We start from the raw sequence: 23463 nt of genomic DNA, 5'->3' as shown, positions 1-23463 counted from the left end.
TGTCCAAAATCCATGAATCCTCATAATAAGGGCGTCTGAGTCCGATGGCTCAGCAGGCTTAACAGGCTCAACAGTCTCAGCAGTCTCAGCAGGCTCAACAGGATCGACAGGATTAACAAAAGATACGCCGCAGGATAAATTGAAGAGGAGTATTTTACGGTTAGCAAAAAAATTTCTGTAAGAGCAGAACGGATAGTATCCTGAAATGGATTTTTAATGAAAATTGGTGTGATGATAAAGAAAATCTATTATTATGTAACTTATTGTGTTATGATTATGGTTTATGACGTGACAAAAGGATTTATTGTTAAGAATATATGTATTAGAAATTAAGGAGACCCAATGACATTTAATGAACTGAATATTGTGCCTGCAATTTTGAAGGCTTTAAGCAAAGAAAACTATACATCACCTACACCAATACAGGAGCAGTCGATTCCAGCTGTATTAGCGGGTAGAGATTTACTTGGATGCGCGCAAACGGGAACAGGAAAAACAGCTGCATTTTCCGTGCCTATTATTCAATTGCTAAGCGAACAATCGAGCCCAAACAAATCCAATAATGTGCGACGCATCCGCTCGTTGATTTTAACACCGACAAGAGAACTAGCGATTCAAATTGCTGATAACATAAAAGCGTATAGCCAATATACAGATATCCGCTCAGCTGCCATTGTTGGCGGTGTGTCACAGAAAGTGCAAGAGCGCGCACTGAATCAAGGTGCCGATATTCTTATTGCTACCCCTGGTAGACTTATCGACCTGATCAATCAGAAACGTGTAGATCTGCAATATGTACAAATTTTAGTTCTGGATGAAGCTGACCGGATGCTGGATATGGGCTTTATTCATGATGTGAAACGAATCATCGCCAAAATGCCTACGAAGAAGCAGACTCTGTTTTTCTCGGCAACGATGCCAACTGAGATTTCTAAATTGATCAAAACATTGCTTGTGAATCCAGTGAAGGTGGAAATCACACCTGTGTCATCTACTGCGGATAGAATCAATCAATCGATCTATTTATTAGAGAACGGAAATAAGCAAAACCAATTGAACCTGCTGTTACAGGATAAATCCATCGTCTCAGCTTTGGTGTTTACTCGTACCAAACGTGGTGCAGACCGTGTTACCCGCGATCTGGCTAAAGTGAACATTGCTGCTCAAGCCATACACGGCAATAAATCTCAAAATGATCGCCAGAACGCCTTGCGGAATTTTAAAAGCGGTGCGACTCGTGTTCTCGTAGCTACGGATATAGCTGCCCGGGGAATTGATATTGATGAGCTGTCTCACGTAATCAACTTCAACTTACCGAACATTCCGGAAACCTATGTGCACCGGATCGGTCGTACAGGCAGAGCGGGATTGAGCGGAACGGCAATTTCTTTTTGCGAAGCTGAAGAGCTTCCTTTCCTTAAAGATATTGAAAAATTGATTGGAAAATCGATTCCGGAAGTTAAGGACCATCCTTATCCGATGTCTCGTAAAACGCAAATGAAGACAGATCGTTCGGCGAAACCGTCAGGTTCGAAAGCAGCAGCTTCGAGACCATCGTCTTCCAGACCGTCGAATTCCAAACCAGCAACTGCTAAACCTGCGGCAACAAAACCGGCAGCAACAAAATCAGCGGCATCTAAACCAGCTAAAGCAAAACCTAAGTCTAACCCTCCATTGAAGCCAAAGTCCGAGTGGTTCACAAAAGGAAGACAAAAAACGAGCAGCAGATAAGTTAGTTTGAATGCGTATCGTTTCTATAGCAAAATAAAAAAACCGTCAGAGTAAATCTGATGGTTTTTATGTTTTATTTCCTGATAATTTACAACAAAAAACAGCCGCTAAACAGTTCCTCACTGTACAACAGCTGTTGTTATTTCATTTATGCGGTTGCTTCAATTGTATTGTCCTGAACATAGGGGCTCAGTTCTTGCTGAAGTCCTGCGCTGATGGAAGTCATAGGGAGGCGAAGCGTATCCGAGGACAGTAGGCCGTTTTGGCTAAGCATCCATTTAATTGGAGCGGGATTCGATTCCTTGAATAATAGGCGGATGATCGGCAGTAGTTGTTCAAAGCTTTCTTTAGCGAAGTCCACTTGACCAGATGTAAAGGCTTCAAAGATACGAAGACATTCTGCCGGGAAAACGTTGGCAGTAGCGAGCATCCCCCCAGCTGCTCCGCAGCTAAGCATTTCATAAAAGAGGGAATCATCGCCGCCAAGCACAGGTTTAGCACCTGTACGGACTAACTCTGTAACCATTTTTGTACTGCCTGAGCAGTCTTTTAAACCGACAACATTATTCATTTCTAAGATTGTACGTGCAGTATCTACCGTCATGGCCGTACCTGTACGACTTGGAATATCATAAGCCATGATTGGTATGCCTACTTCTGCAGCTTTGCGGAAATGGGCAATGATACCCTCTTGTGAAGGACGACTATAATAAGGTACGACTACTAGTGCACAATCAGCACCAAGGTTTGCAGCAATTTCCGTGCGTGCAACCGTAGAGGCTGTATCATTGGTACCTGTACCAACTATTAAGGGGATTGATGTGGATTGTAGAAGCTCACGGGAAGTGTTTACTAGAAGCTGCATTTCATTTACGGTTACAGTGGGCGATTCTCCGGTGGTTCCATTAACGACCAGACCTTGTATGCTGTTGTTAATAATGTTCTTTACATAACGCTGATACGAATCCAAATCAACTTCACCAGCAGCATTGAACGGGGTGACCACGGGGACATAAACTCCATAAATCTGTTGTTCTGTAAGCATAAATTATCGGCCTCCAAAATATTTTAATTCCTCTACATACACTTTACCATGGAAAGTAGCATCGTCGTTAGCTATAATAAATGATATGGATCATCAAAAATATTGATGTTAGGGTGAGGTAATGGATTTAACCTATTTACGAACCTTCCGCGAGGTGGCTAAACGTCAGAGCTTTACGCGAGCTGCTGAAGAATTGGGATATGCACAATCAAGTGTGACGATGCAGATTCAGAAGATAGAGAAGGAATATGGAGTACCTTTAATAGAGAGGCATGGCCGTCAGCTGCGGCTTACCCCGCCAGGAGAAGAGTTATTGAAGCTGTTCGTGGAGATTTTGGATTTATATGATCGTTCAAAAGAAACCATCGCCCAGCAAATCGGAGGTACGCTAACTATTGGGACGATAGATTCTTTAGCGGCTTTTTATTTACCTCCTTACCTGCAGCAGCTAAGGACTAAATTTCCGAAGCTGGATATTCATCTGCAAACGATGCAGGAAGCTAATCTTCTTGCCAAAATAAAAGATGGCGAAGTAGATCTAGGCTTAATGTTGGATCGCACCACTGCGGATTCCATCCTTGAGCGTACGATCGTCAGAGATGAGCCGCTTGTTTTGATAGCTCCCATTCATCATCCGCTTGCCCAGATGGATACGGTAACCCTACAGGATCTGAATAACTGTGAGCTAATAGTCTCGGAGGAAAGCTGTATTTACCGGAGTTTGTTCGAGAATTTGTTAAAAGAGCACGGGATCATATTCCGCATAGGTTTTGAGCTTTCGAATCTGGAGGCCATTAAACGTTGTGTAATGAATGGTCTTGGAATTGCTTTGTTACCCAAAATCGTGGCAGAGGAAGAAATTGAACGGGGAAGCTTGGCTGAGCTGTCCTTTGTTCATCCCGAAATTCATTTTGATCTGCAGCTTCTGATGCACCCTAAGAAGTGGAAATCACAACCACTGCAATTTCTAATCCAAATGCTGTTTGCAAATCATTAGTTTATTTCCATCAGGGTCTTTTACTACAAACCATTTTTGATCTTGAATTTCGGTTACTATATCTACACCGAGCTCCTTTATATAGTTGAAAGAGGCTTGCAGATCATCGGTTATAAGCATAAGAGCAGGTGTTGTAATTGGAGGAGCCCCTTCAGGCTCTAAACCTCCCCACATGGGCATGGTGTCCAGAATGATCCCAGTGCTTCCTTGCATAGTTAACGGACATAAATGACCGTTTATAATCGAATGATCTGCTTCTTGGAGTTCTAGGACTTGGCAATACCAGTTACGGGCTTTTTCAATATCGTGTACGGGGATAAATACACTGCCAATCAAATTCTTAATGGGACTTGTTGCTGAAGAATTTACAATGGACTGTGCTTGTTCATGCATTTGAATCCCTCCAGAGAAGATGCTAGACCTTTATTTGTAATTTATGTATCTAATCTATTTAAAACATAGAATCATCCTATGTGCAAGTTGAATGTTATTTATCGATCAAATCCTAAATTTGTATGCAAAATACAGCTTTATTTAATGAAAGTCGCTGTAAATATTGACATTGAAAATCAGTTTATGTTATATAAAAAGAAGAATTAGCACTCATCTAAGAAGAGTGCTAATCACGATGTGCTGGACAAGAAGGTTATTTTGAAAGGAGATTTATTTATTCATGGCCAAAAAAGAGTTTAAAGCCGAATCGAAAAGATTGCTGGAAATGATGATTAACTCCATTTATACACAACGGGAAATATTCCTGCGTGAGCTGATTTCCAATGCAAGTGATGCGATTGATAAGATCTATTACAAAGCATTAGCTGATGAAGGCCTGGTCTTCAATAAAGAGGATTATTATATTAAAGTGACCGCCGATAAGGCGAACAGAACCTTGACGATTTCCGATACAGGTATCGGGATGACACAAGAGGAGCTGGAGAATAACTTAGGTACAATCGCGAAGAGTGGATCTCTTGCTTTTAAGAAAGAGAACGAAGCTAAAGATGGCCACAACATCATCGGGCAGTTCGGGGTGGGCTTCTACGCTGCGTTTATGGTGGCTGATGACGTTATAGTGATCAGTAAGGCATTAGGCAGTGACGAGGCCTTTAAATGGGAGTCTAAGGGCGCTGACGGCTATACCATCGAGACTGTCGAGAAGGATTCTATCGGCACTGATGTGATTTTGAAGATTAAAGAGAATACGGAAGAAGATCAATATGATGAATATTTGGAAGAATACCGCCTGAAATCCATCATTAAAAAATACTCCGACTTCATTCGTTTCCCAATTAAAATGGACGTGAAGGAGCAAAAGCCAAAAGAAGGCACGGAGAACGAGTTCGAAGAAGTTATTCAAGAACAAACCGTAAACAGCATGGTGCCTATCTGGCGCAAGAACAAAAGCGAGCTGACTACAGAAGACTATGATAACTTCTATGCAGAGAAACGTTACGGCTTCGATAAGCCGCTTAAACATATTCATATCAGTGCTGATGGTGCTGTAGTGTATAATGCAATCCTGTTCATTCCAGAAAATACGCCGTTTGACTATTACACAAAGGAATATGAAAAAGGTCTTGAGCTCTATTCCAATGGTGTGCTGATCATGAACAAATGTGCGGATCTGCTGCCTGATTACTTCAGCTTTGTAAAAGGTATGGTGGACTCAGAGGATCTTTCCTTGAACATTTCCAGAGAGATGCTCCAGCATGACCGTCAGCTGACTCTGATCGCTAAGAACATTAAGAATAAAGTGAAAAGCCAACTGCAAAGCCTGCTGAAGGATGAAAGAGAGAAATATGAGCAGTTCTATAATGCTTTTGGCAGACAGCTTAAGTTTGGTGTCTATAACGATTATGGGATGCACAAAGACACCCTTCAAGATTTGTTGATGTTCTACTCCTCTAAGGAGAAGAAGCTGGTTACGCTGGACGAATACGTCTCAAGAATGCCAGAAGATCAGAAATATATCTACTATGCTTCCGGAGAGTCGATCGACAGAATCGAGAAGCTCCCGCAAACCGAGCTTGTATCGGATAAAGGGTATGAAATTCTCTACTTCACTGATGATATTGATGAATTTGCGATCAAGATGATTCAGTCTTATAAGGAAAAAGAATTTAAATCCGTATCCAGCGGAGATCTGGGGATCGAAGCCGACGAAGCGGACAAGCCAACGGAAGCGGAAGAGAACGAAAACAAGGAGCTTTTTGAAGCGATGAAGGACATCCTGTCCGGCAAAGTGAAAAATGTCAAAGCTTCCAAACGTTTAAAGACTCATCCGGTATGTCTCTCTGCTGAAGGTGAACTGACAATCGAGATGGAAAAAATCCTGAAATCGATGCCGAATGGCCAAGAGGTGCAAGCGGATAAGGTACTCGAAATCAACATCCATCACGAAGTGTTCCAGTCCTTGAAGGCGGCAGCAGAGAACGACAATGAAAAGCTCGGTTTATACACGAACCTGCTGTACAACCAAGCCCTGTTGATCGAAGGTCTACAGGTTAGTGATCCTGTTCAATTCACCAATGATATTTGCAAAATCATGAAATAATATGAAGTACAGAGACCATCCAATTGTATTATGATTGGGTGGTCTTTTTTATTTCAGTATTTCATTTTGTTGTGCGAAAAAGGTAGTAATCAATTTCAGAGTCATTATTTGTGCAACCGCTGATCGAATAGATAATTTCACCTTGTGTGCTTTTTTTACTCGTCACTTCGGAGCAGGTATCGGTTCTGACTCCTGTGTTGCTTCCACCGAATGCATCATTAGAAGTATCATAGCTGTAATTAATCACGTTACCGTCAAATTTTAAATCCTTAAATATGGGATCGCCTTCATCTGTGTAACTTGTAACGCGTATATTGTCTGCTTTGTTGCTGGAGAGATTAGTTATAAATTTCTCGAATTTATCGAGGTTGTACACTTTTTCAAAAGAAACAATATCCCCTCTACTGATGGCTTCTTTGGAAGTATAGGGTTCACTTTTGGGAACAGAATTAACTTTATGATCGGAACAACCCCATACTCCTGCTAGTAAAAGAACAGATAGTGTAAGCAAATTTACTTTTTTCACTGAGGGACCTCCTTGTAACGTATTTATATAAAAGACGGAGATTAACTGGAAAAGTTACAGAGAGCTTGATGTTTCGCATTGACAATAAACAACAAATTGAGTATTATTTTCTCTAACTTGAATATGTAAAAGCAAAGAAGAGAAAGAGTACCACGGCAATTCTTTCAACAGAGAGCTCCGGTCGCTGAAAAGGAGTAAAGAAAACCCTTGGGAATATGGTCTCAGAGCTGCGCATCGAAACCTTATGGGTTGTAGGCTGCGCCGGAACCTGCATCCGTTACAGTGCTAGGGTATAAACGTTAATTAACGTCGTACCTGAAGAGGTAAATGTCATGAGGCATTTATAAAATTAGGTGGTAACACGTGAGTAGAACTCTCGTCCTTTGTGGATGGGAGTTTTTTTGTTGTCTAAAAAAAGGAGGAGAAGGTTAATGAGTAATGTGTTTATAGGTGGCGCTTGGCCGTATGCGAATGGATCTTTACATCTGGGGAGATTATCAAGTGTGTTGCCTGGGGATGTGCTGGCACGATATTTTCGCTCCAAAGGGGATAACGTATTATATGTATCAGGCAGTGATTGCCATGGCACACCCGTAGCAGTTCAGGCTGCGAATGAAGGGATTACGCCGGGAGCTTTTGCAAGCAGATATCATGAAGAATTTCTGAAGTGTTTTGAACAGCTGGGATTTAGTTATGATCTATATACTCGAACGGATCAACAGCAGCATCATAAGGTTGTGCAAGCGTTGTTTACAAAGCTGCTAGAGAATGGTCATTTATATAAAAAAACCATTGCTCAATGTTACTGCGAGGTGGATCAGCGCTTTTTGCCAGACAGATATGTGGAAGGGACTTGTCCGGTATGTGGTGAGCGGGCGCGAGGGGATCAATGTGATTATTGTTCTACGATTCTAGATCCTGCCGATTTGTTAGACAGAGTCTGCAAATTATGTGGGAATACACCAACAGAAAGGCCGACAGAACATTATTATCTTAGCTTATCTAATTTTCAGTCTGAATTAACGGAATATGTAGAGGAAGCACAATTTTGGAGAGAAAATGCTATAAAACTGACCAAACGTTATTTACAAGAAGAGCTGCAGGACCGCGCGGTAACAAGAGACTTGTCTTGGGGTGTAGATGTTCCTGTGGCTGGATTTGAAGATAAAAAAATTTATGTTTGGATTGAGGCGGTAAGTGGTTATTTATCAGCCAGTAAGCAGTGGGCTGCACAGTCCGGAGGAAGCTGGGAGGATTTTTGGTTAGAGGAAAAAGGGGCGATTACCGCTTATTATGTGCATGGTAAAGACAATATTCCTTTTCACACTTTAATATGGCCGGCTGTGTTATTAGGAGCAGGAGGTTTGCATTTACCGGACAGGATTATATCTAGCGAATATTTAACCCTTGAAGGGCAGAAATTCTCCACTAGCCGAAATTGGGCGGTCTGGGTACCTGATATTTTAGAGCGGTATCAGCCAGATTCTATTCGTTATTTCTTAATTGCCAATGGACCTGAGAAGCGGGACACGGATTTTTCCTGGAGAGAGTTTATTTATAGCCATAATGGAGAGCTGCTTGGAGCATTTGGTAACTTTGTGAACCGTTCATTGGCTTTTGTAGATAAGTTTTATGAAGGGAAAGTGCCAAATGGGCAATTAGATAAGGGGTGGAAGGACAATATCGACCTCTTGTATCTGGAATCAGGACGGCTTATTGAGGCTGGGAATCTAAAAGATGCGCTGGAGTTTATTTTTTCTTATGTGCGCAAGGCAAACCAGTATTTCGATCTGCAAAAACCATGGATACAGATAAAAGAGGATCAGGTTTCTTGTGATTCTGCAATATACACATGTGTGCAGATTATTGCGAACTTAGCGAATTTGTTGCATCCGTTTCTACCGTTCTCTTGTGACAAGATCAGGGGGTTCCTGTCGTTAGAACTACCGAATTGGCAGCCTTGCTCGGTGCCCCCTTACCAACAGGTTACTGATTTACAATTATTGTTTGAACGAATTGATATTAGCCGTATTAAAGAAGAAGAGGATAGGCTAGATCAACAGCAAGTGAATAAATAGAGCTGGTATTTATCCATTCCTGAAGCTTTCAATAAACTTGGAAGCCAATGATGATAAGTATTTATCCTTAATCCAGACGGCGGCGACCCGCGTGCGTAGTGATTCACTACTGATTTTTTTATAGATCAAATTACGGTTACTCGTTAATTCGAAAGCGGATTTGGGGATGATTCCAATGCCAAGACCAGCGTTTGCCCAGAGCAGTGTTGTTCTAGCATCATCATTCATACAGAAAATCAGCGGATCGAAGCCGTTCTCAAGACATGTTTCCCGGATAAGCTGCTCAAAACGGCGGTAGATAATAAGCGGCTTATCCTTTAACTCACCGATCTCAATAAAGTTTTCATCCGTTTTCCAGTCATACTCAGGTGTCATTACGGCAATCATAGGTTCAGCTTGTGTGTAAAGACATTCTAAATTTGTACCATTAAAGGGTGTCCTAACAATCCCGACTTCGACAATACCTTTATTCAGGAGGTCAATGATTCTAAAGGTATTTCCTTCATGAATCTCAAACTTCACACCTCTATACGTTTTGTGGAACTCACATAGCCGATCTTGAAGCAACGTAGCTCCAGAGGAAGAAACAGTACCAATGGCTAGGGTTCCTTTTAAACCTTTGACAAAATCAGTGAGCTCACGGGCAGTGGAATCTGCCAGCTCCAGGATTTGTTGGGCACGGTCCCGCAATATGGCTCCAGCTTCAGTGAGCTGCACGCTGCGTGGACCTCGTTCCACTAGCTTTACACCGAGTTCTTCCTCTAGGAGCTTTAGCTGCTGGCTCAGCGGAGGCTGGGCCATTTGCAGTTTTTTGGCTGCAGATGTAATCTGTCCTTCCTCAGCTATCGCCATAAAATATTTAAGTTGTCTAATATCCATATAAAAATCCTCCGAACTTGAGATATGCTAATCGTATGGGAGCGATACGAATCCAATATTATTAATATGTGAGTAGATATGCCATAATCATAACTGTTCTTATACATATTTCAAATGGTTAAATACTTCTTATGTTGGGTGTGGATGAATTTGTTCAAAATTGCAGTATATTTAAAGCCGTACAAAAAAGAAGCGATCATTGGACCGATCTTCAAACTGATGGAAGCGATTCTGGAGCTGATTTTGCCTACCATTGTCGCATTGATCATCAACAACGGGGTTGGCAATCATGACAGCGCCTATGTTTACCGCATGGGTGGCCTAATGGTGCTGATGTCACTGCTTGGCTTCGGCTGCTCCATGGTATGCCAATACTATGCAGCCCGGGCTTCACAGGGATTCGGTACGACACTACGCAATAAGATGTTTAGACATATCACCTCTTTGTCGTATGCTGAGCTGGATACCTTAGGTACACCTACACTGATTAATCGGATTACCAATGACGTAAACCAGCTGCAAATTGCTGTGGCTATGCTAATTCGTCTAGTTATTCGTGCACCGTTTATCTGTATCGGGGCTATCCTAATGTCCATGATTTTGGATTTTAGATTATCGCTGATTCTAATTGCGGCAACACCGGTTTTTGGCATTATTTTATATTTTATTATCACCCGCAGTGCTCCTTTGTACCGAAAATACCAGCAGAAGCTGGATGCCCTTGCGCTCGTACTGAGTGAGAATTTATCGGGGATTCGAGTGATTCGTGCTTTTGCCAAAAGACGTACAGAAAAAGAACGTTTTGATGCTTCGTCCGATGATTTGACTACTACAGCGATCCGGGTTTCGCGGATTTCAGCTTTGCTTGGGCCGATGACTACACTTGTAGTAAATGCGGCAATCATTGCTATTTTGTGGGTAGGCGGAATTCATATCGATGGGGGCCGATTGTCTCAAGGGGAGATCATTGCTTTCATCAATTACATCACTCAAATCTTGCTGGCGCTGATAGTGGTCTCCAACTTGGTTATTATTTTTACAAAAGCCTCATCCTCAGCTAATCGTGTAAATGAAGTGCTGGGTGTTAAGGTCTCCGTGTCTGAGGAAGGAAATGCAGTGATTGCTGAACCTGCCCCTGCTGCCCCTGCTATACAATTCGATCACGTATCCTTTGGGTATAATACGACAGGTGAATCGGCATTAGAGGATATATCTCTAGTAATTAATCGCGGAGAGACCGTGGGCCTGATTGGCAGTACGGGTTCAGGTAAGTCAACTTTTGTGAATTTGATCCCTCGTTTTTATGATGCGGTTCAAGGTGAAGTGAAAGTGGATGGTGTGAATGTCCGAGATTATAAGCTGCATCAGCTTCGTGAGAAGATTGGGATTGTACCGCAGAAAGCTGTGCTGTTTACAGGAACGATCGCTGAGAATATACGTTGGGGCAAGGAAGATGCAACTGAGGAAGAAATCATGCAGGCAGCCTCTATTGCTCAAGCGGAGGAGTTTATACGTAAATTACCCGAAGGGTTGAATACGCAAGTATCTCGTGGGGGATTAAATTTATCCGGTGGACAAAAGCAGCGCTTAACCATAGCTCGTGCAGTAGTAGGAAAGCCATCGATTCTTATTTTGGATGACTCCTCCAGTGCGCTGGATTTCTCCACAGATGCGGCACTTCGAAAGGCTCTCAAAGAGAGCAGCCAGGAAATGACCGTACTCCTTGTCTCGCAGAGGGTAAGCACTGTAAGGCAAGCGGATAAAATAATGGTATTTGAGGAAGGGCGGATCGCCGGTGTCGGAACCCATGAGGAGCTGATGCGTGGTTGTGAAGAGTATAAAGAAATCTGCCTGTCCCAGCTATCAAGTGAGGAGTCGGGCCAATGAACAAAAATAACATTTGGAAAAGACTTATTGTATACACAGGGCATTATAAAAAAATAGCTATAGGTGCAGTAATCTGCGCAATACTCAGTGTGATTGCCAGTCTAATTGGCCCGCTGCTCATCGGCAGCGCCATCGATTTTATGATCGGGCCGGGAGAGGTTGATTTTGACGCCGTACTTAGACTGCTTTTGATTCTGGCAGGGGTGTATATTGTCGGCAGCTTTTTCGGATGGCTTCTTACCTACCTGACTAATCGAATTGCCTATCGGACTGTATATGACTTACGGCGGGAGCTTTTTGATAAATTAAATGTTTTGCCGTTAAAATTTCACGATAACCACCCGCAAGGGGACAGCATCAGCCGGTTTGTTAATGACATGGATGCGGTCTCTGATGGACTGCTGCAAGGCTTCTCAACACTGCTCACGGGGATCATCACTATCGTGGGGGCAATTGTACTTATGTTGTACATTAGTCCTTTAATGACCCTAGTTGTTCTTCTGTCAGCACCCGTTACATTTTTTGTGGCAAGATTCATTACGATGCGCTCCCAGAAGATGTTTAAGGAGCAGGCTAAAATTCTGGGCGGTCTCAACGGATACGTGGAGGAAATGATTGGCGGACAAAAAGTGGTCACAGCTTATCATTATGAAGACCGTGCACTGACCCAGTTTGAAGAACGAAACGAGACTTTGTACCAGACTGGCGTGAAATCACAATTTTACGGTTCCTTGTCCAATCCGACAACACGGTTAGTAAATAATATTACCTTCTCTGTTATCGCGATGATCGGTAGTGTTATGGTGATTCGCGGGCTTGTGACGGTAGGGGATTTGTCCAGCTTTTTGATCTTCTCCAACTTGTTCGCTAAGCCGTTTAATGAAATTACAGGTGTGATTACGCAGCTTCAATCGGCAACGGCATCAGCGCAGCGGATCTTCGCCATTCTAGACCTCTCGCCTGAACCAGCGGATGCAACAGACGCCAAAATTATGAATACAAGCCAAGGGACGATTACCTTTGAAAAAGTATCCTTTGCTTATAATCCTGAACGTCCTCTGATTAATGATTTCAGTCTGGAAGTGAAACCAGGTACCCGGGTTGCAATTGTAGGGCAGACGGGAGCGGGGAAGACCACACTGGTTAATCTGCTTATGCGTTTTTATGATGTGGATAAGGGTTCCATCAAGATTGACGGTGTGGATATCAAGACGATTACCCGTGACAGTCTGCGGCGTAATTTCGGGATGGTGTTGCAGGACACCTGGCTGTTTGGCGGCACAATTAGAGAAAATATTGCCTACGGCAAACCTGAGGCTACCGAAGAAGAGGTCATCGCTGCTGCTAAGGCTGCAAATGCTCATAGCTTCATTAAACGCCTGCCTGAGGGATATGATACAAAGATCAGTGGCTCAGGAGATAATTTGTCGCAAGGACAAAAGCAGCTGCTTACCATAGCACGAGTGATGCTCGTAGATCCGCCTATGCTCATTTTGGATGAAGCCACCAGCAGTATTGATACGCTGACTGAGGTACGGATTCAGAAGGCTTTTCTAAAAATGATCGCTGGTCGGACCAGCTTTGTAATTGCTCACCGTTTGTCAACGATTCGAGAATCGGATCTCATTCTTTTCATGAAGGACGGAGACATTGTCGAAAGTGGCACGCATGACCAACTCCTAGCCAGCGGTGGATATTACGCCAGATTATATAACAGTCAGTTCGCATCAGCTTAGACTTTGCATTAAGAAAAAGAGCATTCAATCCCTAAATTGGGGGTGAATGCTTTTTTTGGTTGAGTTAGTTTTGTTTGGTTTGGTTTGGGTGTAGCCCGCCGTCACCAAAGTCGTTTGCTCAGTGTTCCAATGTAGTTAGCTCACCGTCCCAAAGTAGTTTGCTTAGCGTTCCAAAGTAGCTATCTCATCGTCACCAAAGTAATTTGCTTACCGTTCCAAAATAGTTTGTTTCCCCTTACGGACCGTATTGCAGCTAAATGGTGTTTTGGTGCCTTTTTTCAAAGTAACGGACTGCATAGCGCTTATTTGGCTGATTTTGCAGCAAAAAGGAGCGGATGTGGCACAATAGCTTCATTTGAGTCCGAACGGGGTGGAAAAGAGCGTGAATTTGCGAAATAAGGGCGCCTCGGTCCGATACGTAGCAATGGCTGCCACCACCAAAGGTAGATTGCTTCTGATCCGGAGTAGATTGCTTAGAAAGTCGTTTGTTTAGCGTTCCAAAGTAGCTATCCCATCGTCAGTCTTCTTAGCGTTCCAATTTAGTTAGCTCATCGTCAGTCTGCCTTAGCGTTCCAAAGCTGTCAGCCAACCGTCTCCAAAGTAGTTTGCTTAGCGTTCCAAAGTTAGCTATCTCATCGTCACCCAAGTAATTTGTTTACCGTTACGGACCGTATTGCAGCTAAATGGTGTTTTTGGCGACTTTTCCCAAAGTAACGGACTGCATAGCACTTATTCGGCTGAATTTGCAGGAAAAAGGAGTGGATATGGCACAATAGCTGCATCTGAGTCCGAACGGAGTGGAAAAGTGCGTGATTTTGCGAAATAAGGGCGCCTCGGTCCGATACGTAGCAATGGCAGCCACCACCAAAGATAGATTGCTTCTGATCCGGAGTAGAATGCTTAGAAAGTCGTTTGCTCAGTGTTCCAATTTAGTTGGCTCATCGTCACCAAAGTAATTTGCTTACCGTTCCAAAATAGTTTGTTTCCCCTTACGGACCGTATTGCAGCTAAATGGTGTTTTTGACGCCTTTTTTCAAAGAAACGGACTGCATAGCACTTATTCGGCTGAATTTGCAGGAAAAAGGAGTGGATATGGCACAATAGCTGCATCTGAGTCCGAACGGAGTGGAAAAGAGCGTGAATTTGCGAAATAAGGGCGCCTCGGTCCGATACGTAGCAATGGCTGCCACCACCAAAGGTAGATTGCTTCTGATCCGGAGTAGAATGCTTAGAAAGTCGTTTGCTCAGTGTTCCAATTTAGTTGGCTCATCGTCACCAAAGTAATTTGCTTACCGTTCCAAAATAGTTTGTTTCCCCTTACGGACCGTATTGCAGCTAAATGGTGTTTTTGACGCCTTTTTTCAAAGTAATGGACTGCATAGCACTTATTCGGCTGAATTTGCAGGAAAAAGGAGTGGATATGGCACAATAGCTGCATCTGAGTCCGAACGGTGTGGAAAAAGGCATGAATTTGCGAAATAAGGGCGCCTCGGTCCGATACGTAGCAATGGCAGCCACCACCAAAGGTAGATTGCTTCTGATCTGGAGTAGAATGATTAGAAAGTAGTTCGCTTAGCGTTCCAAAGTTAGCTATCTCATTGTCAGCCAAGTAGCTAACTCAACGTCCCCAAAGTAGTTTGTTTGCCCTTACGGACCGAGTTGCACTTAATCGTAATTTTATCCCACCCGTTAGAGGTAAAAATCTCAAAATAAAATATTTGCTAACGAATGAACTATCTGGACGGGCTAAACGTATTATAAGAAACGTATATTGAAGACGACGAAGCTACAGTAAATATGGCATATTGAGAGTGTTATGAGATTGGAGGGGGAGTGGCAAGATGTTGACAATCAAACATTTTACCAAAAGCTATAAGGGTGGCAAGAAGGCAGTAAATGATCTGAATTTGGTGGTCGAAAAAGGTGACATCTACGGCTTTATCGGTCATAACGGTGCAGGGAAAACAACGACTATCCGAGCAGTGGTCGGAGTTTTAGATTTTGAGGAGGGGGATATCGAGATTGGTGGGTACTCCATTAAAAAAGATCCCTTAGCCTGCAAAGCGATTACTGCGTATATTCCAGATAATCCGGATTTATACGATCATCTGACGGGCATTCAGTACTTGAATTTTATTGGTGATCTTTTTAGCGTATCGAAAGCGGATCGGGAGTTATTGATAAAGAAATATAGCGATGAATTTGAGATTACCTCTAATCTGGGGGATTTGATCTCCGCGTATTCTCATGGTATGAAACAGAAACTCGCGATTATCTCTGCGCTTATTCATAAACCGAAGCTGCTGGTTCTGGATGAACCCTTTGTGGGACTTGATCCAAAAGCGGCACACACGCTCAAGAGAATTATGGCGGATATTTGCAGCCAGGGCAGTGCGATCTTTTTTTCGACGCATGTACTGGACGTGGCCGAGAAGCTCTGCAATAAGATCGCCATTATCAAAGCGGGTGAATTGATCACTCATGGGAAAACAGAAGAGGTGAAGGGTGACAGCAGCCTTGAAGATGTGTTTTTGGAGTTGATAAAACATGATTAATATCTGGAGATTGACGAAAATTCAGCTAATCTCATCCTTTGGGTTAAATAAAGCTTTGCATACACGAGATTTGAAAGAAAGACGAAAAATGCTTTTGCTGAGCATCGGTATCTTAATAGGGATTGTCATGATGGCAGTGGTTTCGTTTGGATATAGCTTCATGATAGCAGAGACCCTTGAACAGATAGGCCGGCCAGAGCTGCTGCTTGCGATTATGATGGCTGTTACTTGCTTGATTGGATTTTTTACAACGATCTATAAGGCGAGTGGGGTATTATTTGGCTCCAAAGATTACGATCTCGTAATGTCGCTGCCTATCAAAACGAGCCATATCGTAGCAAGCCGTGTAGTTCAGCTCTACGTGCTGAATATACTGTTCTCATTGATGGTGATGGTGCCAGCAGGTGTAGTTTATGCTATAAAGGTAAATCCGGCAGTAGTGTATTATTTATTTTTCATGATAACGCTGCTATTTATCCCATTAGTGCCGATCATTGCTGCAACGATTATAGGGACATTGATTAGTTGGATTTCCTCACGTTTTAAAGGAAGTCGTTTAATAAGTCTTATTCTGACTTTTGCCGTAATCATTGTTATTATTTTGGGTTCAAGCCAAATGAATGGGAATGACCCGCAGTTACTTGCGGATATGAGCACACAAATTGCCGATCAAATCTTTAACTTATATCCTTTGACGGTCATGTATGTAGATGCTGTCTGCTCGTATCAGGTAGCTCCTTTACTATTATTTATAGGAATTTCATTACTTTCTTTTATGCTGTTTACCCTTATTCTTGGCAGCAAATATAAAGCAATACACACAGGTCTTACGACTTCTTACTCAAAGAATAAGTATCAAATGAGGTCACTTGCAGTCTCTTCACCGCTTTACACATTGTATAAAAAAGAGCTGCGCCGCTATTTCAGTTCTTCTATATATGTGCTAAATACAAGTATTGGTATGGTAATGCTACTTGTCATGGCGATCACCTTACTGTTTGTTAGCTCAGAGCAATTAGGAAAGATTATTGAGATACCAGAACTCTCTAATTATCTAAGCAGATTGGCGCCACTATTTGTTTCCCTCTTTGTAGCATTAAGCTGTACGACATCGAGTTCGATTTCGCTTGAAGGTAACCATATTTGGATTTTAAAAAGCGCTCCCGTTCCGACAAAAACTATATTATTAAGTAAAATCACAGTGAATCTCACCATTACTGTGCCGATTGTGATTGTTAGTAGTGTGCTTCTTATGATTTCTCTGGGCACTGGCTGGATGGAGAGCTTGTTATTGCTAATAATCCCCGTCCTATACGCTTGTTTTACCGCAATGGTAGGTGTGATCGTAAACTTGAAGCTTCCTAAACTGGAGTGGACCAATGAAGTCTCTGTAATTAAACAAAGTGCTTCGGTCCTTGTAGCGATGATTATAGGATTTATCAGCTTGCTGATTCCATTTGGTTTTAGTTTTCTTTTATCTGATCTAAATGGTAATCTCGTTATGTTAGGTATTGGTGTGGTGATATTAGTAGCGTGTGGAGTGATGTATAGATACATCCAGTCCACAGGAGAATTTTTATTTCGGGCTCTTTAAAAAAAGGGCATTCCAAAAGCCGAAATTGGCTGCTGGGATGCCCTTTTTTTGTGCAAGATTTATTTTCGTGAAAAATCCCTAAGTTCTACCGTCGCTCTTGTTGTTCTTGTCGTTCATTAGCTAACTGTTCAATTCCGCCCACCATTATTTTTAGACCTGTATAGAACATCTTATCGGAGCCAATTTCATTAAAAATATTGTTTTCGTACATTCGTTTTATAACATTAGGTCCATCCCCGGATAAGTGCTCAAGCGATTGTTTAAAAACCACTCTAGCATCTCCATTAGGTTCATTTTTCATGGCTAAGTCAATTCGATCCTGCTCATATTTGTCCAATTCGAATGAGATTACATAGTTTAACACGCATGCTATCAAGGAGAATTTATCACTATCGTTTAAAGGAAGATGATCCACGATCTGAAGCAAAGTATTCAGTAAAGATAGATAATTTGGTTCAGAAGGCAAGGTTCTCATCATCAGCTGAGCCGAGCAAGGATACTTATGTAAAACCCCACGAATTCGGTCCACAAAATTAAATAACTGTTCTTGCCAAGTACCTTCGAGATTCGCAGTTTCGAGGGCTTCTTTGGCGACCTCATTAGCAAGCGTCTGGAAAATGCTCTGTTTACTCTTAAAATGCCAATACAGAGAGGCGGCTTGTATTTTTAGTAGTTCTGCTAATTTACGCATACTAAATGCCTCTATGCCGATATCATCCAACAGCTCCCAAGAAGCTTTTATTATATCTTGTTCAGTGATTTGCAGATTTTTGATTCTCATCGAAACGACCTCCTGTTACTGTCTTTCTTTATCATAAGCGAAGATGAATGGCTGGTCTACCATCGTTAGATTACCGCTTTATCTTACAGTGTTAGATATTTTTATTTACAAGCAAATAAACGGGTGCTATATTAATCTTACACTGTTAGTTTAAAGGTGCGATTTTTTAAAAAAAGGAGGCAGCAGTTAGCAATTTTATTAGTAAAAATTAAAAAGGATGTGTATAGACCCATGAGTAATCTTCAAGTGGAACAATCCCAACCAGTCACCAAAGAATTTTCTATAAAAGCAATACTTCCCGTAATACTGGCACTTATAACAGGAATGCTGCTGGTTATGCTCGACAGTACAATTATGAATGTAGCGATCCCGCAGCTTGAAAAAACCTTTAATGCCAGCCTAAAAACAATACAGTGGGCCATTACGGGTTATACGCTGGCTTTATCCGTAATTATCCCATTGGCCGGTTGGTTCTCGGATAAGTTTACTGCCAAACGTGTTTTTTTAGCTTCGATCGTATTGTTTACCATAGGTTCTTTATTATGCTCTATGGCACAATCCACAACAGAGCTGATAATCTTTCGTATTTTGCAGGGATTAGGCGGAGGGATGATTGCTCCAATTGGTATGGCTATGTCATTCAAAATCGCACCTCCCGATAAAAGAGGTTCAATCATGGGATTGCTTGGACTACCGATGTTAATTGCGCCTGTTCTTGGCCCTGTACTGTCAGGATGGCTGTTGGAATATGCCAGCTGGCATTGGATTTTTCTGATTAATGTTCCCATTGGCATTATTGCAATGATTGTTGGAGTGAAATTTCTTCCGGTAATAGAGAAGGGGAATAAAGCTAAATTGGATATTTGGGGTGTGATTTTATCACCGCTCGCCTTCTCCAGCTTGGTATTTGGGGTGCATAGAGGGGGAGTAGATGGCTGGGGGGATCGTATAACGATTATATCTCTTGCGTTCAGCTTCATTGCTTTAGTCTTGTTTATTTTCGTGGAATTGCGCCAAAAAGAACCGTTATTGGAACTTCGCTCTTTTCGATCTCTAGAATTTAGTAAAGGTATGATTTTGACCTGGATTAATCAGTTCGCCTTATTTGGTTCGATTCTGTTAATTCCAATTTTTTTGCAGCAGGTCAGAGGTTTTTCTTCCTTTGAATCGGGGCTTTTAGTTATTCCCCAAGCATTAATATCCTTTGCTGGCATGATTATTGGAGGAAAGTTATTTGATAAGTTTGGAGCTCGGCCCGTTGTGTTCTCTGGACTTGTGCTGCTGTCCACCGGACTCTTTCTCTTGTCACGTTTACAAAATGATACAAGTGTATACGTTATGATCAGTTATTTTGCCATTATGGGACTTGGCCAAGGATTAACTACTATGCAGCTCGGTACACATGTGCTTAAAGCCGCTCCGAAGGATCTGATCAGCCGTGTTACCCCACTTACTGCCTCTGCGCAACAAATTGTGGGTTCCTTTGCTGTCGCTATAATGTCGGGCTTATTGACTTCCAATATAGCTACACATATGAGTCAAGGGAATCAGAAACTACCCTCAGCGGCTATGGTTGCAGGATTCCACGACACGTTCCTAGTTTCATTGGGCTTGGCGCTGTGTGGTGTGGTTCTTAGTCTCTTTTTGCGTAATCCGAAGAGCTGATCCTATCGTACTCTACCAATATTTTAGCGATGTTTATTGATTGTATCCTTGGTATAATTCAAAGATTGATAACCAAGGGGGAATCTCTTAACCCGTGAAAAATATATTTGCTAGATTTACTATAATAACCCTCGCTGTCGTGCTAGCCGCCGGAGTATTTATTCAGCATATATCGGCCGATAACGGGGTTCCTTTTGACGATATAAACACTAGTTATGCAAAAAAAGAAATCATAGATTTATATAACCGGAATATATTAACTGGCACCTCGAATACTAAATTTTCACCTACTCAATCGATTACTAGAGCTGAATTTATAACAGTTCTTGATCGACTGTTGAAGCTTGATCCAGCGTTGAGTCCGGTATCTCCTTATACCGACGTAGCCAAAAGCGCTTGGTATTACGGCTGGATTCAGGCTGCGGTTCAGCTTGAACTGGCGAACGGCACTTCGGCAACTACTTTTGCACCCGCAAAAGCAGTCACTCGGCAGGAAGCGGCTGTGTGGATAGCCAAAGCTCTAAAGCAAACAAACACTGCAACTGCCGCACAAACTAATTTTAAGGATCGGCAACAAATTGCTAGCTGGGCAAGTGCTGCTGTAGCTAAGGTTAATGATCGCGGAGTAATGAAGGGCGATAATAGCGGAAATTTTCGGCCCGCGGACCCGATAACCAGGCAAGAGACGGCAGTGCTGATGGATCGGGTGCTGCAACATACAAGCTGGGCGGCAGAGCTGGAAAGTAATCCGGACAAACGTATTGTTATAGGCTGGCAGTATGGTCTCACGACGGCACAATTTGAGAATCATGTTCTGCAATCGAACGTCAACACATTATCACCACGTTGGTATTATGTTGGGAAAACAGGGGCAGTAACGGATTCGACAGACGCCTCACTGGTAACTTGGGCAAAAAAGAATAAAAAGCAAGTCTGGGCGATGGTTGGCAATCGATCGGATCAAGAAGCGACGCATCAGATACTGTTGAGTACAACCGCAAGGAATACGGCAGTCAATCAGTTAGCTGCTTTAGTGAGTAAATATGGATTAGATGGACTAAATATAGATTTTGAAAATGTAGCGGCCGAAGATCGTGTGTATTTGACTTCGTTTATTACTTTATTAGCCGAGAAAATGCGTTCGCTAGATGTTATCCTGTCGATGGATGTATCTCCTGATCTTGGAACGGATTGGACAGAAGCTTTTGACTATGCTGCCCTAGGCAAGCAAGTGAATTATATGGTGATGATGGGTTATGATGAGCATTATGACGGGAGTCAAGTTCCGGGGTCCAATGCCTCGCTTTCTTATGATCAAAGGGCTGTGAATACAATCCTAAAAGTTGTACCTAGTCAAAAAGTTATATTGGCATTGCCCTTATATAATCGGGATTGGACATTGAACCAGAAGGGGACGGTTTTATCCTCTCAATATATTACGCTTCCGGAGCAAAATCAGATTATCAGCAGCTATGCATCGAGACCCGTGTGGAATCCTTCGCTGGGACAATATGTCGCGGGCTACTCGAAACAAGCTATAAAACATACGATCTGGATTGAGGATGGGCGTTCATTAATAACTAAATACAACTTAGCGGTTACTAAAAAACTAGCTGGAGTAGCTTATTGGTATATAGGCGGAGAAAGTTCTGATGTATGGTCCAGCTTAAGGAATGCAGAGAAATTTTACGATTATACTTTTTAAAAATATGAAAGACTGGATGCGAATAGCCGCTTAGCTATATTGCTGTCCAGTCTTTTTATTGGGTTACTAAGGCATAGCTGGTAGGATTAGATTGATTAAATCAGCCTCGCGTTACGTATTTTTTGAAGTTTTTCACGTTTAGAACTTTAACATTTTGAGCTAGAAGTTTCTTGTCGCTAACGACCCAAGTGTGATCTTTGGAGTTTTTTCTACGAATCGCAGCGAAGTTATACTTATTTCCTGCATAGATCTTAAAGCCCTGTGCAGCACAATCCGCACAAAACTTAACGCATTCACCTTTATTCCAATCTGGAAAGGAAATCTGCTGGAAGACATTTCGTTTTACGAGTAGGGTCGCACCCTGAACATTGGTTACCTGTTTATTTTCCATATGAAGATAACGAAGCAAAAGTAGCTTCTTATCAGTTAAATACATATAGTGAGCTCGTTTTCCAACGATATCAGCTTTAGTTTTATGGAGGATGTTCATACTATCCGTTAAATAGTTGGCAGAATAATAATCGTCGTCATCAAATTTAGCGATACAACTATAATTCGCTAAGTGCACACCAAAATTCAGACAAAACCCCAGTGAACGATATTCAGGTAGTTTATAGATCCGTACATTTTTATGTTTTTTTGCAGCATGTATATAGTCTTCTATTTTCAAGCTATCATTATTAATGATCACGATAAGCTCTTTACATTTGAAATTCTGTCGTTGATAGTTATCAAATATTGTTTTAATACAATCCATTCGTTTTGTACAAGTTAGAATAGACACGGCAGATGAAGTAGATTCAGCAGTTAATTTCATAACGAAATCTTTGGACGGCGTCCAACAAAATTCCTGTAGTTTTTAATATTCCGGATGATCTTATGGTTAGCTATTAGTGTACTATCACTGATGATCCATGTATGTTTTGAAGAGTTTTTTCTACGTATGGCAACGAAGTTATTTTTACTTGCAGAATAAACCTTATAACCTTTCTTTTTGCTTCTGCTGCAAAAGAGATCATCCTCACCTACGTTTTTATTAGGAAATTTTACATGATCGAATACTTTTCGGTTGAAGACGAGCGTAGCGCCAGGGAGATGGGTAACTATTCGGTGTTCATCATTTGCGAAACGAAGAATCAAAGTCTTTGAACCTAGTAAATACATATAGTGAGCCCGTTTTCCAAGGATATCAGCTTTAGTTCTTTTTAAGGTCAGAATACTTTCCGTCAAATAATGAGGGGCATAGTAATCGTCGTCATCAAATTTGGCGATGGTATGATATTTGCATTTTGTTACGGCATAGTTTAAGCATGAACCGAGAGATTGCTGTTCAGGTTTACGATATATCTTAATATTTTTGTATTTTTTAGCTAAGGTTTGGTAGGGGGATAGTGGAATTTTATTATTATTGATAATAATGATAAGTTCTTTATTTGCATATCTTTGTCTGCTGAAATTTTGGAGTAGGTTGTTTAAATAATTATGGCGATTGGTACAGGTAATAATGGAAACACCTTGTTGCTTCGCTTTGTTGTGAGGTACAGCACTCATTTAACCAACCCCTCATATGCATTTTTGGGAAAAGTCTCATAATACGATATGTCCAAGTTAGGATAGAGTAACGGCATATCAACCTCTTAAAAGCAAAAATGGACTTGTTTAAAGAACACAAAACCCACAGTGATAGCTGTGGGTTTTGTAAGAGAGACAATTCATATGAAACGTTTTGG

The 23463-nt window shown here is 41.9% G+C and carries 17 protein-coding genes and 1 other annotated feature; of the genes, 10 read left to right on the top strand and 7 right to left on the bottom strand.

Annotation, left to right across the window (positions count from 1 at the left end; all coding sequences use genetic code 11):
• Positions 1-342: 342 nt before the first annotated feature.
• Positions 343-1731 carry a DEAD/DEAH box helicase gene (locus tag MHI51_RS18635; RefSeq protein ID WP_081383205.1) on the top strand — a complete coding sequence of 463 codons (1389 nt, stop codon included), beginning with the start codon at positions 343-345 and terminating at the stop codon, positions 1729-1731.
• Between the two features lie 148 nt (positions 1732-1879).
• On the opposite strand, the gene dapA is transcribed toward MHI51_RS18635, so the two are convergent.
• Positions 1880-2776: a 4-hydroxy-tetrahydrodipicolinate synthase gene (dapA, locus tag MHI51_RS18630; RefSeq protein WP_076218618.1), complete on the bottom strand. Its 897-nt coding sequence runs from the start codon at positions 2774-2776 to the stop codon at positions 1880-1882.
• Between the two features lie 121 nt (positions 2777-2897).
• Between dapA and MHI51_RS18625 the strand changes: the two genes are divergently transcribed.
• Positions 2898-3773 (top strand): LysR family transcriptional regulator, encoded by an 876-nt coding sequence (locus tag MHI51_RS18625; RefSeq protein ID WP_076127886.1) that lies wholly within the window; start codon positions 2898-2900, stop codon positions 3771-3773.
• Here MHI51_RS18625 and MHI51_RS18620 read toward each other — a convergent pair.
• Entirely contained in the window at positions 3744-4166 is a 423-nt protein-coding gene (locus MHI51_RS18620) for a VOC family protein (RefSeq protein WP_076218619.1), read from the bottom strand. The two genes, MHI51_RS18625 and MHI51_RS18620, sit on opposite strands and share 30 nt — an antisense overlap.
• Before the next feature lie 280 nt (positions 4167-4446).
• Here MHI51_RS18620 and htpG point away from each other — a divergent pair, with 280 nt between their 5' ends.
• A complete protein-coding gene (htpG, locus tag MHI51_RS18615; protein ID WP_076276227.1) occupies positions 4447-6327 on the top strand; it encodes a molecular chaperone HtpG in 1881 nt (626 codons plus the stop codon).
• A gap of 61 nt (positions 6328-6388) precedes the next feature.
• Here the strand turns inward: htpG and MHI51_RS18610 are convergent, their stop codons facing one another.
• Positions 6389-6853 carry a DUF4362 domain-containing protein gene (locus MHI51_RS18610; RefSeq protein WP_076276228.1) on the bottom strand — a complete coding sequence of 155 codons (465 nt, stop codon included), beginning with the start codon at positions 6851-6853 and terminating at the stop codon, positions 6389-6391.
• Positions 6854-6978: 125 nt separating this feature from the next.
• Positions 6979-7240 (top strand) — a binding site (T-box leader).
• Between the two features lie 44 nt (positions 7241-7284).
• Here MHI51_RS18610 and metG point away from each other — a divergent pair.
• Positions 7285-8931: a methionine--tRNA ligase gene (gene metG, locus MHI51_RS18605; protein ID WP_076190930.1), complete on the top strand. Its 1647-nt coding sequence runs from the start codon at positions 7285-7287 to the stop codon at positions 8929-8931.
• Between the two features lie 9 nt (positions 8932-8940).
• Here the strand turns inward: metG and MHI51_RS18600 are convergent, their stop codons facing one another.
• Positions 8941-9810, bottom strand: a complete 870-nt coding sequence (locus MHI51_RS18600; RefSeq protein WP_076218622.1) for a LysR family transcriptional regulator — start codon at positions 9808-9810, stop codon at positions 8941-8943.
• A 150-nt stretch (positions 9811-9960) separates the two neighbouring features.
• Here MHI51_RS18600 and MHI51_RS18595 point away from each other — a divergent pair, with 150 nt between their 5' ends.
• The 4 genes from MHI51_RS18595 (at position 9961) to MHI51_RS18580 (ending at position 17582) form a co-directional block, all read left to right on the top strand.
• Positions 9961-11697 (top strand): ABC transporter ATP-binding protein, encoded by a 1737-nt coding sequence (locus MHI51_RS18595; RefSeq protein WP_076179894.1) that lies wholly within the window; start codon positions 9961-9963, stop codon positions 11695-11697.
• Complete coding sequence (locus tag MHI51_RS18590) at positions 11694-13433, top strand: ABC transporter ATP-binding protein (RefSeq protein WP_076218623.1); 1740 nt, start codon at positions 11694-11696, stop codon at positions 13431-13433. The genes MHI51_RS18595 and MHI51_RS18590 overlap by 4 nt, the downstream gene beginning before the upstream one ends.
• 1841 nt (positions 13434-15274) lie before the next feature.
• Positions 15275-15988: an ABC transporter ATP-binding protein gene (locus MHI51_RS18585; RefSeq protein ID WP_076217841.1), complete on the top strand. Its 714-nt coding sequence runs from the start codon at positions 15275-15277 to the stop codon at positions 15986-15988.
• Entirely contained in the window at positions 15981-17582 is a 1602-nt protein-coding gene (locus MHI51_RS18580; RefSeq protein WP_341003074.1) for a hypothetical protein, read from the top strand. Before MHI51_RS18585 ends, MHI51_RS18580 begins: the two co-directional genes overlap by 8 nt.
• Positions 17583-17667: 85 nt before the next feature.
• Here the strand turns inward: MHI51_RS18580 and MHI51_RS18575 are convergent, their stop codons facing one another.
• The gene (locus MHI51_RS18575) at positions 17668-18363 is read right to left on the bottom strand and encodes a TetR/AcrR family transcriptional regulator (RefSeq protein ID WP_076217839.1); all 696 of its coding nucleotides are present in this window, start codon (positions 18361-18363) and stop codon (positions 17668-17670) included.
• A 231-nt stretch (positions 18364-18594) separates the two neighbouring features.
• Between MHI51_RS18575 and MHI51_RS18570 the strand changes: the two genes are divergently transcribed.
• Positions 18595-20028, top strand: a complete 1434-nt coding sequence (locus tag MHI51_RS18570; protein ID WP_076277805.1) for an MDR family MFS transporter — start codon at positions 18595-18597, stop codon at positions 20026-20028.
• A gap of 94 nt (positions 20029-20122) precedes the next feature.
• Entirely contained in the window at positions 20123-21733 is a 1611-nt protein-coding gene (locus MHI51_RS18565) for an S-layer homology domain-containing protein (RefSeq protein WP_081387640.1), read from the top strand.
• Between the two features lie 100 nt (positions 21734-21833).
• Here MHI51_RS18565 and MHI51_RS18560 read toward each other — a convergent pair whose 3' ends face one another.
• Together MHI51_RS18560 and MHI51_RS18555 are read right to left on the bottom strand one after the other, a co-directional pair.
• Complete coding sequence (locus MHI51_RS18560; protein ID WP_405173174.1) at positions 21834-22550, bottom strand: glycosyltransferase family 2 protein; 717 nt, start codon at positions 22548-22550, stop codon at positions 21834-21836.
• A complete protein-coding gene (locus tag MHI51_RS18555; protein WP_076277804.1) occupies positions 22547-23284 on the bottom strand; it encodes a glycosyltransferase family 2 protein in 738 nt (245 codons plus the stop codon). Before MHI51_RS18555 ends, MHI51_RS18560 begins: the two co-directional genes overlap by 4 nt.
• Positions 23285-23463: the final 179 nt, after the last annotated feature.

The organism is Paenibacillus sp. FSL H8-0260, from assembly GCF_045040625.1.
GTDB classification, from domain to species: domain Bacteria; phylum Bacillota; class Bacilli; order Paenibacillales; family Paenibacillaceae; genus Paenibacillus_AQ; species Paenibacillus_AQ odorifer.
The sequence above is the reverse complement of the archived record's forward strand: the minus strand, read 5'-3'. Positions and strand labels throughout refer to the sequence as shown.